Here is a 14249-nt window from a genome sequence, read left to right as displayed (position 1 = left end):
GCTGTGCCGGATCTCAGGCCGCCTGCAGGCCGGGCGCGGAGTCCTTCACGCCCTGGTCGACGTAGGCATCGAACTGATCAAAGTTGTCGACGAACAGCTGCACCAGCTTTTGTGCGATGCGGTCGTACTCCTCGGGGTCGGCCCAAGCGGCGCGCGGGTCGAGCAGCTTGGTGTCGACGCCCGGCACCGCGACCGGCACCTCGAACCCGAAGTTCGGATCCTTGCGGAACTCGACGTCGTTCAACGACCCGTCGAGCGCCGCGTTGAGCAGCGCGCGCGTGGCCTTGATCGGCATCCGCTTGATGCCCGGCTCGCTCGCCTTGCCGCCCGACCAGCCCGTGTTCACCAGCCAGCACTGCGCGCCGCCATCGGCGATCCGCTTCTTCAGCAGGTTGCCGTAGACGCTGGGATGGCGCGGCATGAACGCGGCGCCGAAGCAGGTGCTGAAGGTGGCGGTCGGCTCGGTCACGCCGATCTCGGTGCCGGCGACCTTGGCGGTGTAGCCCGACAGGAAGTGGTACATCGCCTGGTCGGGCGTCAGCCGCGCGATCGGGGGCAGCACGCCGAACGCGTCAGCCGTCAACAGGATCACATTCGACGGCGGCGGCCCGAGGTTCTTCTCGCTCGTGTTCGGGATGAACTCGATCGGATAGGCGCCGCGGGTGTTTTCGGTCTTGCTGTCGTCGGTGAAGTCGAGTTCGCGCGTGGCTTCGTCCATGGTCACGTTCTCGAGGATCGTGCCGAACATCTTGGTGGTCGCGTAGATCTCCGGCTCGCCTTCGGCCGACAGGTTGATCATCTTGGCGTAGCAGCCGCCTTCGAAGTTGAAGATCGCCGTGTCGGACCAGCCATGCTCGTCATCGCCGATCAGCGTGCGGCTGGCGTCGGCGCTCAGCGTGGTCTTGCCGGTGCCCGACAGGCCGAAGAAGATGGCGCTCTTGCCGTCCGCGCCGATGTTGGCCGAACAGTGCATCGGCATGACGCCCTGCGCGGGGAGCAGGAAGTTCAAGAGGCCGAACACGCCCTTCTTCATCTCGCCCGAATATTCGGTGTTGCCGATCAGGATCAGCTTGTCGGTCAGGTTGACCGCGATCACGGTATCGCTGCGGCTGCCGTGGCGTTCGGGATCGGCCTTGAAGCTCGGCAGGTTGATGATCGTGTACTCGGGCGCGAAGCCGGCCAGCTCCTCTGCGGTCGGCCGGACGAGCAGCGTGCGGATGAACAGGTTGTGCCACGCCATCTGGTTGATGACCCGCACGTTGACCCGGTATTCCGGCTGGCTGCCGCCAAACAGGTCGGCGACGTAGAGCTCGTCCTGGTCCTTCAGCGCGGCGAGGAAATCGGCCTTCAGGTTGTCCCAGTGCGCCTGCGTCATCGGCTGGTTGATCGGGCCCCAGTTGATCGTGTCCTCGGTCACCGCATCGCGGACTACGAACTTGTCCTTGACGCTGCGGCCGGTGAACTTGCCGGTATCGACCAGCAGCGCGCCATCCTTGGTCAGGCGCCCTTCGCCCCGCTTCAGCGCATGTTCGACCAGCGCGGCGGTGCCGAGATTGGCGTGGATGGTCGCGCTGGTGTCGTATCCCTGGGCGGACAATGGCTGGGCGAGCGGGGCGTTCACGAGATGGTATCTCCTTCGGTGCCATCGCTGCTTCCGCCGATGGCTTTGAAAACACGAGAATTGTCGCGCGCAGGCACGCGCGCGGGACGTTGCCCCGGCGCATAATGGGCTAAGCGATTCTCGTCAAATTGGGTTCCCTGCCCCCGCCCGCTCGATCACCGGGCTTTGTTGTTTCGCCTGCGACTTCGGGCTAGTCACATCGCCATGGACGAGCATCCCGCGATCAGCGACGACCGGCAGCCCACCGATCATCAGCCAGGCGACCGGCGCACGATCGCGCTGGTGGACGATGACCGCAACATCCTGACCACGGTATCCATCGCGCTTCAGGCCGAAGGGTTCGCGACGCGCGTCTATTCGGACGGAGAGGCCGCGCTCAAGGCGCTGAACGAAAATCCGCCCGACCTGGCGGTGTTCGACATCAAGATGCCGCGGATGGACGGGATGGAACTGCTGCGCCGGGTGCGCGAACGCTCCGCCCTCCCCGTGATCTTCCTCACCAGCAAGGACGAGGAAGGCGACGAGGAAGCCGGGTTCGAGATGGGCGCCGACGATTACATCGCCAAGCCGTTCTCGCTGCGCCTGCTGATCGCTCGGATCCGCGCGCTGCTGCGCCGCAGCGGCCTTGGCACCCCTGAAGACATCGCCAGCGGCTCGCCCGAGCCGGGTCCGGTCATCGAGCGCGGGCGCCTGCGAATGGACCCGGCGCGCCACCAGGTGACGTGGGAGGACCGGCCGGTGTCCCTCACCGTCACCGAGTTCCTGATCCTCGAAGCCCTCGCCCAGCGCCCGGGCGTGATCAAGAGCCGCAACCAACTGATGGACGCCGCCTATCCGGACGACGTGTTCGTGGATGATCGGACGGTGGACAGCCACATCAAGCGGATGCGGCGCAAGTTCAAAAGCGTCGACGCCAGTTTCGGGGCGATCGAGACGCTCTATGGCGCAGGCTACAGCTTCGCCGATGGCTGACGCGGATGGCTGCTGACAGCGGCGCGGCCGCGCTCGCCTTCGTGCCCGGGCGGCGGCTGTCGCTCACCCCGCGCATCCTCATCATCAATCTGCTGCCGCTGCTGCTGCTGGGCGGCGGCGTGTTCTACCTCGACAGCTATCGCAAGCAGCTGCTCGACGAACGTTACAAGCTGGCCCGGGTAGAGGCGCAGATTACCGCCGAAGCACTCGCCGGTGCCAGCCGCGAGCGGCAGGAGGCGCTGCTGATCCAGATCGGCAAGGAGCAGAAGATGCGCCTGCGGATGTTTGACGCGCAGGGGCGGCTGTGGGCCGACAGCTTCGCTCTCGACGAGCCGAGCTTCGCGTTCGACACCCCGGGTGATGAAACCTGGCAGGAAAACTTCGCCCGCTGGCTGGACCGCGCGGTCGATGCGATCGTGGGCGCCGATCCCATCCCCAACTACATCGAATCCGAAAGCACCGATGCCGATGCCTGGCCCGAACTGAAGCGCGCCCGGGAAGACAACCTCACCCGGATCCAGCTGCGCGACGCGTCCGACGGCACGCCGGTGATCAATACCGCGGCGCCGGTCGGGTTGAAGGGCGCCACGCTGCTGACCACCCGCAACGCAGTCGACATCACGCTCGAGGTGCGCGAAGCGCGCGGGACGCTGATCAGCGCGGTGCTGCTGGCGCTGCTGATGAGCACGCTGCTGTCGCTGTACATGGCGCGCACCATCGTCACCCCGCTGCGGCTGCTGGCCAACGCCACCACCCGCGTGCGCCAGGGACGCGACCGCCAGGTGGAGGTGCCCCGGCTGCCCGCGCGGCATGACGAGATCGGCCAGCTCGCGCGCGCCATTTCCGACATGACCGCCACGCTGCGCCAGCGGATCGACGCGGTCGAACACTTCGCCGCCGATGTGGCACACGAGATCAAGAACCCGCTCGCTTCGCTGCGCAGCGCGGTCGAATCGCTCGCGCGGGTCGAGGACCCCGACCTGCGCCGCCAGCTCAACGACATCGCCGCCCATGACGTGCGCCGGATCGACCGCCTCGTCAGCGAGATTTCCGAAGCCAGCCGGATCGACGCGGAAATGAGCCGCGCGACGTTCGAAAGCATCGACCTGGTGGCGCTGAGCGACAACATCATCCGCCGGCGCGAGGCGCGCGATCTCAACGGTGGGCGGCCGATCTCGTTCACCTATCCGCGCGGCGGGGCCAGCGTCATGGGCGTGCCCATCCGGCTGGAGCGGGTGATCGACAATCTGCTCGACAATGCGGTGTCGTTCTCCCCCTCCGACGCGCCCATCGAACTCACGATCGACCGGGATGAAGCGCGCGTCCTGCTCAGTGTGTGCGACCACGGGCCGGGAATTCCCGAAGGCGCGCGCGAAAAGGTGTTTCGCCGGTTCCATTCCGACCGGCCGGAGGAGGAGGGCTTCGGCCAGCACAGTGGCCTCGGCCTGGCGATTGCCCAGACCATCGCGGAAGCACACGACGGCACCCTGCTCGCCGGGGCGCGTCCCGATGGCACGAGCGGCGCGTGCATGACACTCGCGCTGCCCGACGCCGCTGGCGCGGCTACGCGGCGATGAACCGGCGACCATGCCGCTGAGAGTGGCGACCGCGGTGGCGATCGGTGGCCGCGCGCTGCTGATCGAAGGGGTGCCCGGAAGCGGCAAGTCGAGCCTGGCGCTGGCGCTGATCGATCGCGGCGCGGCGCTGATCGGCGATGACGGTGTCACCCTCGAGCTTCGCGGCGCGATCGTGTGGGCCTCCCCAGCGCCGGCCACCGCCGGGTTGATCGAACTGCGCAACGTCGGGATCGTCAGCCTGCCGACGACCGAAGCTCCGGTCGCGCTGGTCCTGGACCTGCGCGATGACGCCCCCCGCTTCGTCGAACGGGCCGATCCGGTCGAACTGATCGGGCGGTCCCTCCCCCGCCTGGCGTTCGATCCGCGCGGCCCCGCTCCCGCGGTCCGCGCCGAGTATGCGCTGGCGCTGCACGGACACGCGGAGCCCGCTTCCCAAATCGCTGCGCAACCCTCACATGGGACAGGATGAGCACTCCGCCCCAGACTCCCTCCCTGCCGCCCCAGCGTGTCGTGCTCGTCACCGGGCTGTCGGGTGCGGGCAAGACGACTGCGCTGCGGGTGCTGGAGGATCTGGGCTGGGAGGCGATCGACAATTTCCCCGTCCGCCTGCTGGAGCGGCTGATCGGCGGCACGGTATCCGACGGGGAGCCGCGCCCCCCGCTGGCGATTGGATTCGATTCGCGCACCCGCGGGTTCGTGCCGAACGAGATCATCGCGCGCTGGAAAAGGCTCTGCCTGCGGACGGACCTCGACCTCACTACCCTGTTTCTCGATTGCAGCGGGGCGGAACTGGAGCGCCGCTACAACGAGACCCGCCGCCGCCACCCGATGGCGCAGGGCCGCGCGGTGATCGAGGGTATCCAGGCCGAACGGGAATTGCTCGATCCCCTGCGCCGCTGGGCGGAAGCGGTGATCGATACCACCACGATGTCTTCCAGCGATCTGCAGCAGGCGATCCGCGAACGCTTTGCCGACCAGCCGGAAGCGAACATGACCCTCACCGTCTCCAGCTTCGGCTTCGCGCGCGGCATGCCGCCGCTGGCCGACCTGGTGTTCGACATGCGCTTCCTCGACAATCCGCACTGGAATCCCGAACTGCGCCCCCTGACGGGGCTGGATGCGCCGGTGTCCGACCACATCCGCGCCGATCCCGCATGGGACGATGCGTTCGCGCGTATCCGCGATCTCGTCCTCACCCTGCTGCCCCGCTATGCCGCGCAGGGAAAAAGTTACGTCAATCTCGCATTCGGCTGCACCGGCGGGCGGCATCGCTCGGTGCATACCGCCGAGGCGATGGCGCAGGCCTTGCGCGGCGCGGGGTTTTCGCCCACTGTGGTCCATCGTAACCTTGGCTCGCGCGCTGCCGACCAGCTGGAAGGCTTACCGCAGTCGTGACGATCCAGGGATCAACTGGCCAGAGACCCACTGGCCTAACACGAACCGGCACCTCGGGCATGGTGGAGCCCGCTGCCGAACTGACGCGGAACGCGAGCACCCTGTACTCATGATCGGACTGATCCTGGTCACCCACGGCCGCCTGGCCGAGGAATTCATCAGCGCGATGGAGCACGTCGTCGGCCCTCAGCCGGCGGTGGCGACCATCTGCATCGGACCCAACGACGACATGGAAAAGCGGCGCAATGAAATCGCGTCCGCCATTGTCGAGGTGGACGCGGGCAGCGGGGCGATCATCCTTACCGACCTGTTCGGCGGCACCCCCTCCAACCTCGCCATCTCGCTGCTGGACGCCGGCCGGATCGAGGTGATCGCGGGCATCAACCTGCCGATGCTGATCCGCCTGGCTGGCGCGCGCAAGTCGATGAGCGTGACCGACGCGGTCAAGGCCGCGCGCGATGCCGGCAAGAGCTATATCACGATCGCGTCGGAGTTCCTCGCGGCCGGCTGTGACAAGAAGCAGGCCGCCTCTTGAACGAGCAGCGGCGCGAGTGTCTGATCGTGAACCAGCGCGGTCTGCATGCGCGCGCCAGCGCCAAGTTCGTCAACGCCGTTGCCGCCCTGCCCGATGGGTGTCAGGTCATGGTGACCAAGGACGGCAACGCGGCGGGCGGTGGCTCGATCCTGGGCCTGATGATGCTCGGCGCCGCCAAGGGCGACACCGTGGAGGTGGTCGTCACCGGTGCTGATGCGGAAACGGTCCTTGGCCAGTTATGCGATCTGATCGATGACGGCTTCGGCGAAGACTGAGGAAGGCGGGGCAAGGATGGCTCACCCCGGCCGGCGGCAAATCACCGGCTTCTCCAACCCCACCGTCAAGGCGCTGCGCGCGCTGCGCGAAAAGAAGCACCGCAAGGCATCGGGCAAGTTCCTGGCTGAAGGCCTGCGCCTGCTGACCGATGCGCGCGAAAGCGGGCACTTGCCTGAAGTGCTGGTGATGGCCGCCGAACACCAGGGGGGACGCGGCAATCACCCGCTGCTCGCCGCCCTCGAAGCCGATGTACTGGCCGCAGGGGGCGAGGTCATCGAAACCTCTCCCGACATCCTCGGGAAGATCACCGGCAAGGACAATCCGCAGGCCGTGGCCGGCGTATTCGCCGAATTCGACACCGGTTTGGCGAGGTTGAACCTGTTGTGCGCCGACATCTGGCTGGTGGCCCAAGCGGTGCGTGACCCGGGCAACCTCGGCACCATGCTGCGCACCGGCGATGCCGTAGGCGCCGGCGGGCTGATCCTGATCGACGATTGCGCCGATCCTTTTTCGGTGGAGGCGGTCCGGGCCAGCATGGGTGCGATATTCACGCAAAGTATTGCCCAGGCACGGTGGGACGAGTTCCTACCATGGCTGCGGCAAGGTCCCGGCCAGTTGGTCGCTGCCAGCTTGCGCGATGCGGTGCCTTATCGGGGAGCGGCATACCGCAGGCCTTGCCTGGTCCTTGTCGGCAACGAGTCCCGCGGGCTGCCTGAAGAATACGAGGCGGCCTGCGACCTGCGGGTGACCATACCGATGAAGGGCCGCGCTGACAGCCTGAACGCCGCGGTCGCCGCCGCGGTGCTGTCGTACGAAGTGCTCGCCAGCTTCGGTGACTAGTCGCCCGCGATCAGCTGGGTGAAGCTCCAGACGCCGTCACGGCTCGATGCGACGAGCCGGTAATCGATCAGCGAGCGAAGCTTGTCGGTGGCGACGTAAGCCACCTCCCCTCCGGCAGTCTCAACCTTCTGCATCGGCCGATCCGGTTGAAGCCCGTCGACCAGTTCGACAACGTCCCACGAGATTGCGCCCGTCGGCGCCGCTCCCCCGCCGGGCGCGGCATAGACCGGCACGTTCTCCCCGGTGACGATCATGCCCGACATCGGATCGACGGCACCGAAATCCTGCACGAAATACCACGGCAGGGTGATCCCGCCTTCTTTGTTGGCCGCACAGCCAAGCGTCAGCAGGGTGTCGAGCTTGCTCCAGAACAGTTCACCGTTCCTGGCGTGCAAGGCGCGCAAGCTGTCCACTCCGGCGCCGCCGCCGTAGTCGAGCATCACGTCGGGCGCCGCAAGCGCGGCGAGGCGGTCGATATCGCGCGCCTTTATCGCTTGGGCTAAACGAGCCCGAAATTCAGCGGCGCCCGGCTTGTCGCGGCATTCGTCCTGCGGGGCATACTTGCCTTGCGCGAGCTTGGGGGCCTGAGAACCATCGACTTGCTTCACCACCGTATTCGCGGCTTTCGAGATCGCCTCTGAAGGCGCGTCATCCTGGCTGCACGCGGCCAGCAGCAGAGATGGAACAAGCAGCGTTGCAAGCACGATCGGTCGGGAAGCCTTCATGCAGCTTTGGTAACGGCCAAGTTGCACCGGTTTCAACCTAATCTTTAGCCGCCACCTCGGCTTCCTGCTCGGGCCCGGAGACATAGCGCGGAGCCGCCTCCACTAACGGCACATCGTCGATCTCGCGCTTGCCGATCTCGATCCCCTTGTCGCGCAAGCGGCGGCCCGAGGTGAGCACGTTGCGTTCGAAGCTGCCGACGAAGTCGTTGTACTTGCGCACCGCACGATCGAGCCCGGCGCCAACACCCTTCATGTGTTCGGCCGCGATCGCCAACCGGTCATAGAGTTCTGCCCCTGCCTTGCCGATCTCGACCGCCTCGCGCGCGATGGTGTCCTGCCGCCAGACCTGCGCCACCGTCCGCGCGATTGCCACCAGGTTGGTGGGAGTGGCCAACAAAACCTTGTTGCGAAACGCAAAATCCCACAACTCCGGATCGTGCTCCAGCGCCGCTGCGACAAAATGTTCGCCGGGCACGAACATCACCACATAGTCGGGCGCATCGTCGAACTGGCTCTGATAGCTCTTCGCACCAAGCGTCTGCACATGGTTGCGCATCGACTTGGCATGCAGATCGAGGTGCCGCCGCCGCTCGTCGTCGTCCTCGGCCTCGAACGCCGCCTGGTAGGCATTCAGCGACACCTTCGCGTCGATCACCAACTTCTTCTGGCCCGGCACATTGATGATCGCGTCGGGCCGCAGCCGGCCTTCTTCGGTGTCCATCGAGTGTTCAAGGGTAAAGTCGGTATGTTCAGCCAGACCGCATTGTTCGAGCACGTTCTGCAACGCCCGTTCGCCCCACCGGCCGCGCGCCTTGGGTGCGTTGGTCAGCGAGTTGCCGAGCCGCTGCGCCTCGCGCCGGACCTGCTCCTGGCCCACGCGCATCGCCTCGATCATGCCGGCAAGTTGGCCGAAGCCATCGACCCGCTGCTTTTCCAGCGAGACCACCTGCTCCTCGTACGCCTTCAGCCGGTCGCCTACTGGCTGGAGCAGCGAGGCGATCGCTTCCTTGTTCGCCTTTTCCGCGTGACCGAACCGCTCCGCCGCGCGGGCGAGGAACATTTCCTGCGCTTTTCCAAGAACCTGGGCGCCGGTGTTCTCGAACTCTTTGAGCAGTTTCTCGCGGCTTTCCTCCAACAGACGTTTCTGTTCGGCAAAGCCAGCAGCCTGCGCCCGCAGCGCCGACAATTCTTCCCGAGCAGCATCGAGCGTCGTGGCAAGGGCATCGGCGCGGGCGGCCCGCTCGCTCATGGTGGCAAGTTCGGGCACCATGCGCGACAGCTTCTCATTGAGGAGCTTGCACTCGCCCTCGCGCTCGCCATGCCGGGTTCGCCAGTCCGCTACGGGACGCGACCCCAACAGCCACCCCACGACCACTCCCGCGCCCAGCGCGACGAATACGATGACAATTGCAAAAGCGTCCATCGGTGGGAACATAGATGGAACGCTGGCGTCAGGGAAGCCCCCGGCGGAACTATCCTCAACCCCGCGCGCTAGTCGGGCAAAGGAGAGTCGATATGTCGATCAAGGAAATGATCCGCGAACACCCGGACGTTCAAGGCGATGAGAACGAGAGCCTGCTCGAAGCGGTCAAACACGCGATGTACTGCGCGGCGATCTGCAACAGCTGCGCCGATGCCTGCGCGGCTGAAGAGATGGACATGAAGCGCTGCATCCGGTTGTGCCTCGACTGCGCCGACGTATGCACGATGGCGTACCGGGTCGCCAGCCGCCGCACCGACGAGAACCGGCAGCTGATCCGCAGCGCGCTCGCAGTATGCATCGAGGCGTGCCAGACCTGCGAGGAAGAATGCCGCAGCCATGACCACGCGCACTGCCAGCGCTGTGCGCAAATGTGCCGCGAAACCGCCGACGATTGCCGCAATGCGCTCGCGGCACTCAACGACGAAGTACACGCCGATGGCGAGCGCAGCACGTTCGAGCACGGGGCCGCGTGAGCGCATTCGGGCAGGACGAGCGCGATAATCTGGCGAACCGCGAGTTTGCCTTTCCGCGGCAGCGCAAGGAGCCGATCGAGGACGCGGATCATGTCCGCGCCGCGATCGCTCGCTTCAATCAGGTGAAGGGCGTGACCGACGACGAGCGTGATGCCGCCTGGAAGCGGATCAAGGCGGCGGCGGAAAAGTTCGGCGTGGAGGTGAGCGAAACCAGCTGGCGCGAGATCGGAAGAAACTAGACCTCGCTGACTGCAATCAGGCAGCTTTCCTGATCTTGTCCAGCTTCTTCAAAACCATCTGGCGCTTCAGCCGGCTCAGATAGTCGATGAAAAGGACGCCTTCGAGGTGGTCCATCTCGTGCTGGATGCAGGTGGCCATCAGCCCCTCCATCTCTTCTTCATGGACCGCGCCATCGAGATCCTGCCAGCGCACCCGGCAGCGCGCGGGGCGATCGATGTCGGCATAGATCTCCGGGACGGAGAGACAGCCTTCCTGATAGGTCACCAGTTCTTCCGCCGGATCGAGAATCTCGGGGTTCACGAACACCCGCGGCTCGCGCTTGGTCGGCTGGTGGTGATGGTGATGACCGTCATGGTTGCACGGCTCCGGCTCCGCGTCGGGATCCTCGGGCTGCAGATCGATCACCAGCAGGCGCTTGGGCACGCCCACCTGGATCGCGGCCAACCCGATGCCGGGGGCATAATACATCGTTTCGAACATGTCCGCGACGAGCGTGCGCAGGTCGTCATCGAACTCGGTGACGGGTTCGGACACGACTTTCAGCCGGGGGTCCGGCACTTCCAGGATTTGACGAATGGCCATGCGAGGGAAATAAGCACACAACGGCTGAACGGCAAGTGATCAGCGGCGCACTCAGCCCATTGGCCGGCGCGCCCGTAGCGCTTGCGCCAGCGTCCCTTCGTCAAGGTAGTCGAGCTCGCCGCCGACCGGCAGGCCGTGGGCCAACTGGGTGATCCGCACTGGATACCCGTCGATCCGCTCGGCGATGTAGTGTGCGGTGGTCTGCCCCTCCAGCGTCGCGTTCATCGCCAGGACGACCTCGTCGATCCCCCCTTTGGCGACGCGGTCGATCAAGCGCCCGATGGTGAGATCCTCCGGCCCCACCCCGTCCAGGGCCGACAGCCGTCCGCCCAGCACATGATAGCGCCCAGTGAATAGCCGCGACCGATCCAGCGCCCACAGGTCCGCGACATCCTCCACCACGCACAGGCTGCGCGGATCACGCCGCGAATCCGAGCACACGCCGCACGGGTCCTGCGTATCGACGTTGCCGCACGTTTCGCACTCGACCAGCCGTTCCTGCACCTCGGCAAGCGCGGCGACGAGTTGGCGCAGCGCGGTTTCTCGTCGCTTGACCAGCCACAGCACTGCGCGCCGGGCGGAACGCGGGCCGAGCCCCGGCAGCCGGGCCAACGCCTGCGCGAGCGTGTCGATCTCTTGCGATGCCATGGGGCGGAAGATAGGGCCTGCCCGCCCCTTACGAAAGGTATCCGGCCCCGCTTATGCGCATCGTCTTCATGGGAACGCCGGCCTTCGCGGTGCCGACGCTGGTCGCGCTATGCGAAGCGGGGCACGAGGTGGTCGCCGCCTATACCCAGCCACCCCGCCCGGCTGGCCGGGGCAAAAAGCTGAACCCGAGCGCCGTGCAACGCGAGGCGGAAGCGCGTGGCATCGAGGTGCGAGCCCCCACCTCGCTGCGCAATGCAGAAGCGCAAGCCGAATTCGCCGCGCTGCGCGCCGACATAGCGGTCGTTGCCGCGTATGGCCTGATCCTGCCGCAACCCATTCTCGATGCGCCGCGGCAAGGCTGCCTCAACGTACACGCGAGCCTGCTGCCCAAGTGGCGCGGCGCCGCGCCGATCCAGCGGGCGATCATGGCCGGCGACGCGGCGACCGGCATCACCATCATGCAGATGGAAGCCGGGCTCGACACCGGACCGATGCTCGCGGTCGCGCGTACCGCGATCGAGGACAAGACCGCCGGCGAACTGACCGAGGAACTGGCCGAAATCGGTGCGCAGCTGATGGTCAACACGCTCGCCGATCTCGTGCAGCTTGCTCCGGTCCCGCAGAACGATGCCGAAGCGACTCATGCGCCCAAGATCGACAAGGCGGAGGCGCGGATCGACTGGTCGGGCAACGCCGAGGGCATCGAGCGCCAGGTCCGCGGCCTCGCCCCCTTCCCCGGGGCCTGGTTCGAACTGGACGGCGAACGGATCAAGGTATTGAAAGCGCAGGTGCTCGCGCGCGAAGGCAAGCCGGGACTCACCCTCGATGACCAGTTGACGGTCGCGTGCGGCTATGCCGCGCTGCGCCCGCTGCGGATCCAGCGCGCCGGCAAGCCCGCGATGGAGGTCGAGGCGTTTTTGCGCGGCAAGCCGATCCCGGCAGGAACCCTGGTGAGGTGACCCGTTTCGCGCTGACGCTTGAATTCGACGGCGAACCTTTCGCCGGCTTGCAGCGGCAAGCGAACGCGCCGAGCGTGCAGGCCGCGGTCGAGGATGCCGTGCTGGCGGTCACGGGGGAGCAGGTGACGCTTCACGCCGCCGGTCGCACCGATACCGGGGTCCATGCGCTGGCGATGCGAGCGCACGTGGATGTCGCCAAGGACATCGGCCCGTTCCGGTTGATGGAGGCATTGAACGCGCACCTTCGTCCCGATCCCGTGGCGGTGGTGGCGTGTGAAGTGGTGCCAGACGACTGGCACGCGCGCTTTTCGTGCGTGGGGCGAAAGTACCGGTACCGCATCGTCAATCGCCGCGCGCCGCTGACTGTGGACCGGGGCCGTGCGTGGCAGATCGCGCCCGAGCTTGATGCACAGGCGATGCATGCCGCAGCACAGGCGCTGGTGGGACGGCACGACTTCACCACCTTCCGCTCGGTCCAGTGCCAGGCCGCAAGCCCGGTGAAGACGCTGGACCACCTCGCCGTGCACCGGGAGGGGGATGCAGTGCTGATCGAAGCGGCCGCGCGCAGTTTCCTTCACCATCAGGTTCGCTCGATGGTCGGCTGCCTGGCGCTGGTCGGCATGGGCCGCTGGCCCGCGGAGCGGGTCGCCGCGGCGCTTGCCGCCCGCGATCGCCAGCAGCTTGGCCTCAACGCCCCGCCGCACGGGCTGTATTTCGTCCGCGCGCTCTATCCCGGCGAGGGCTAGCCAGCGCACGCTGCCGCGGGTAGCGAAGGTTGCAAATGACAACGGGAGACTACGATATGACCACCACCGGCAAGCAGTTGTTCACCACCCTCTCCGCCGACGGCAAGCTGACCGTCGAGGTCGCGGAAACCCAGTTCGCTGATCCCACCGGCAACCAAGTGCTGGTCAAAATGGAGGCCGCCCCCATCAACCCCAGCGACCTTGCGCTGCTGCTGGGCCAGGCGGATCTCGAGACCGGTGAATACAGCGCGGGCAAGCTGGTCGCGACGATGCCCCAGCCGTTTCATTCCGCGATGAAAGGGCGCCACGATCAACGCCTTCCCGTCGGCAACGAAGGCGCGGGAACGGTGGTCGCGACCGGCGACAGCGAGATGGCGAAAGCGCTGATGGGCCAGCGGGTCGCTTGCGTGCCGGGCAGCGCCTATTCGCAATATGCGCTTGCCGATGCCGCCATGTGCCTGCCACTGGGCGACCTCACCGCCGAACAGGGTGCAAGCGCCTTCGTCAATCCGATGACCGCCCTGGGCTTTGTCGAGAACGCGAAGATGGATGGACAGAAGGCGATCGTCCACGCCGCGGCCGCCTCCAATCTCGGGCAGATGCTGGTCAAGATTTGCCAGGAAGACGGCATGGAACTGGTCAACATCGTCCGCAAGCCGGAACAGGAACAGATCCTGCGCGACCTGGGCGCGAAGTGGGTGGTGAACTCTTCCGACGGGGACTTCATGGCCAAGCTGATGGAAGCAATCGACGCGACCGATGCGTTCTATGGCTTCGATCCCATCGGCGGCGGAACCACGGTGGATGCGTGCTTCAAGGCGATGGAACGGGTCGCGGTAAACAAGATGACCACCTACAATCGCTACGGCTCGAACCAGCAGAAGCGGATGTTCATCTATGGCCGGCTGGACACCGGGCCGACGATCCTGACCCCCAGCTACGGTTTCGGATGGACGCTGTCGGGCTGGCTGCTGACGCCCTTCCTGGCACAGGCCGGGGTCGAGACTATGACCCGGATGCGCCAGCGCGTGCTCGCCGGCCTCACCTCCACCTTCGCCAGCAGCTACAAGACGAAGGTGACCCTCGAACAGATGGTCGAGAAGGAAGCGGCGATCGATTACCGCCAGATGAAGACCGGCGAGAAGTACCTGGTCACCCCCTGGGGCTGACCGAGGGC

At 66.3% G+C, this 14249-nt stretch carries 17 protein-coding genes; 12 read left to right on the top strand and 5 right to left on the bottom strand.

The window, feature by feature from the left end:
* Window positions 1-13: 13 nt before the first annotated feature.
* Complete coding sequence (locus tag C0V74_RS12100; RefSeq protein ID WP_143251987.1) at window positions 14-1621, bottom strand: phosphoenolpyruvate carboxykinase; 1608 nt, start codon at window positions 1619-1621, stop codon at window positions 14-16.
* 204 nt (window positions 1622-1825) lie between these two features.
* On the opposite strand from C0V74_RS12100, the gene C0V74_RS12095 reads away from it, so the two are divergent.
* The 7 genes from C0V74_RS12095 (at window position 1826) to C0V74_RS12065 (ending at window position 7216) form a co-directional block, all read left to right on the top strand.
* Window positions 1826-2593 (top strand): response regulator transcription factor, encoded by a 768-nt coding sequence (locus C0V74_RS12095; RefSeq protein ID WP_143251986.1) that lies wholly within the window; start codon window positions 1826-1828, stop codon window positions 2591-2593.
* Window positions 2594-2598: 5 nt separating this feature from the next.
* On the top strand, window positions 2599-4170 hold the full coding sequence (locus C0V74_RS12090) for a HAMP domain-containing sensor histidine kinase (protein ID WP_143251985.1): 1572 nt from the start codon (window positions 2599-2601) through the stop codon (window positions 4168-4170).
* A gap of 10 nt (window positions 4171-4180) precedes the next feature.
* On the top strand, window positions 4181-4639 hold the full coding sequence (locus tag C0V74_RS12085) for a serine kinase (protein WP_143251984.1): 459 nt from the start codon (window positions 4181-4183) through the stop codon (window positions 4637-4639).
* Window positions 4636-5565: an RNase adapter RapZ gene (gene rapZ, locus C0V74_RS12080; RefSeq protein WP_143251983.1), complete on the top strand. Its 930-nt coding sequence runs from the start codon at window positions 4636-4638 to the stop codon at window positions 5563-5565. Before C0V74_RS12085 ends, rapZ begins: the two co-directional genes overlap by 4 nt.
* Window positions 5566-5674: 109 nt before the next feature.
* Window positions 5675-6100: a PTS sugar transporter subunit IIA gene (locus tag C0V74_RS12075; protein WP_131624869.1), complete on the top strand. Its 426-nt coding sequence runs from the start codon at window positions 5675-5677 to the stop codon at window positions 6098-6100.
* Window positions 6097-6375, top strand: a complete 279-nt coding sequence (locus tag C0V74_RS12070; RefSeq protein WP_131624868.1) for an HPr family phosphocarrier protein — start codon at window positions 6097-6099, stop codon at window positions 6373-6375. Before C0V74_RS12075 ends, C0V74_RS12070 begins: the two co-directional genes overlap by 4 nt.
* 16 nt (window positions 6376-6391) lie before the next feature.
* A complete protein-coding gene (locus C0V74_RS12065; protein ID WP_143251982.1) occupies window positions 6392-7216 on the top strand; it encodes an RNA methyltransferase in 825 nt (274 codons plus the stop codon).
* Here C0V74_RS12065 and C0V74_RS12060 read toward each other — a convergent pair.
* Both C0V74_RS12060 and C0V74_RS12055 read right to left on the bottom strand, forming a co-directional pair.
* A complete protein-coding gene (locus C0V74_RS12060; protein WP_143251981.1) occupies window positions 7213-7941 on the bottom strand; it encodes a hypothetical protein in 729 nt (242 codons plus the stop codon). The genes C0V74_RS12065 and C0V74_RS12060 overlap by 4 nt on opposite strands.
* Before the next feature lie 37 nt (window positions 7942-7978).
* Window positions 7979-9364, bottom strand: coding sequence for a DNA recombination protein RmuC (locus tag C0V74_RS12055; RefSeq protein WP_143251980.1), 1386 nt, complete (start codon window positions 9362-9364; stop codon window positions 7979-7981).
* Between the two features lie 92 nt (window positions 9365-9456).
* Here C0V74_RS12055 and C0V74_RS12050 point away from each other — a divergent pair, with 92 nt between their 5' ends.
* Entirely contained in the window at window positions 9457-9897 is a 441-nt protein-coding gene (locus C0V74_RS12050; RefSeq protein ID WP_143251979.1) for a four-helix bundle copper-binding protein, read from the top strand.
* Window positions 9894-10136, top strand: a complete 243-nt coding sequence (locus C0V74_RS12045) for a DUF6582 domain-containing protein (protein WP_143251978.1) — start codon at window positions 9894-9896, stop codon at window positions 10134-10136. Before C0V74_RS12050 ends, C0V74_RS12045 begins: the two co-directional genes overlap by 4 nt.
* 16 nt (window positions 10137-10152) lie before the next feature.
* On the opposite strand, the gene def is transcribed toward C0V74_RS12045, so the two are convergent.
* Together def and recR are read right to left on the bottom strand one after the other, a co-directional pair.
* Entirely contained in the window at window positions 10153-10719 is a 567-nt protein-coding gene (gene def / locus C0V74_RS12040) for a peptide deformylase (protein WP_143251977.1), read from the bottom strand.
* A 51-nt stretch (window positions 10720-10770) separates the two neighbouring features.
* The gene (gene recR / locus C0V74_RS12035) at window positions 10771-11367 is read right to left on the bottom strand and encodes a recombination mediator RecR (RefSeq protein ID WP_143251976.1); all 597 of its coding nucleotides are present in this window, start codon (window positions 11365-11367) and stop codon (window positions 10771-10773) included.
* A 53-nt stretch (window positions 11368-11420) separates the two neighbouring features.
* Here recR and fmt point away from each other — a divergent pair, with 53 nt between their 5' ends.
* Genes fmt through C0V74_RS12020 form a run of 3 tightly spaced genes read left to right on the top strand, consistent with a single transcriptional unit; the run spans window position 11421 to window position 14241 of the window.
* Entirely contained in the window at window positions 11421-12326 is a 906-nt protein-coding gene (gene fmt, locus C0V74_RS12030; RefSeq protein WP_143251975.1) for a methionyl-tRNA formyltransferase, read from the top strand.
* A complete protein-coding gene (truA, locus tag C0V74_RS12025) occupies window positions 12323-13072 on the top strand; it encodes a tRNA pseudouridine(38-40) synthase TruA (RefSeq protein WP_143251974.1) in 750 nt (249 codons plus the stop codon). The genes fmt and truA overlap by 4 nt, the downstream gene beginning before the upstream one ends.
* Before the next feature lie 56 nt (window positions 13073-13128).
* Complete coding sequence (locus tag C0V74_RS12020; protein ID WP_143252298.1) at window positions 13129-14241, top strand: zinc-binding dehydrogenase; 1113 nt, start codon at window positions 13129-13131, stop codon at window positions 14239-14241.
* Window positions 14242-14249 lie beyond the last annotated feature (8 nt).

It is taken from the genome of Altererythrobacter sp. TH136 (genome assembly GCF_007065885.1).
Lineage (GTDB): Bacteria > Pseudomonadota > Alphaproteobacteria > Sphingomonadales > Sphingomonadaceae > Tsuneonella.
The sequence above is the reverse complement of the archived record's forward strand: the minus strand, read 5'-3'. Positions and strand labels throughout refer to the sequence as shown.